This window comes from Paenibacillus sp. P4_E11 (genome assembly GCF_056401635.1).
On record NZ_JBFUIX010000732.1, the window covers coordinates 1 to 525 of the forward strand.

A 525-nucleotide genomic window follows, 5' to 3' on the forward strand; every position below is an offset into this window, starting at 1 on the left:
TCATGTTCTATTCAGAGCATCCTAACATGGAACTATCGAAATTGCATAATGACAGATTGGATCCTATCATTAGCTCAGAAAGCGCTGTCAATGAGAACATTTGTTTGGTATAATCAATTCAAACAAACGTTCTTATTTTTTTGATGTGGGAAGGCAAGCAAGAGCCGATAAATCTGATTACATGTTCAGAAGCGGCAGGATCATCTATTACCATTTCAACCCTATCGAGAATCAGGAAAGGAGGAGAAAACGAAGTGATCCGATGTGTGAAAACAGCGTTTCAAACTTCAAAAGCCAATCTGGATCGACTATTTGAGTGCAACCGCATTTCAGCACAAGTTTGGAACGAGTGCCTATCTCTTGCCAAAGACTTTGCCACCCAACACAACGGAAAATGGATTGGAAAAACAGAACTTCAAGCAGCATTGAAACATCGATTCCCCTTGCATTCACAGTCCATACAGGCGGTTAGCCATAAATATGTATTTGCCCGAGACAGCGCAAAACAGAGTAAAAGCAAAGGGT

Annotated in this window: 1 pseudogene; it reads left to right on the forward strand. The window is 41.0% G+C overall.

What is annotated here, in order from left to right:
* Nucleotides 1–254 precede the first annotated feature (254 nt).
* Nucleotides 255–525: pseudogene (locus AC1DWB_RS37185) on the forward strand (hypothetical protein); the annotation flags it as partial.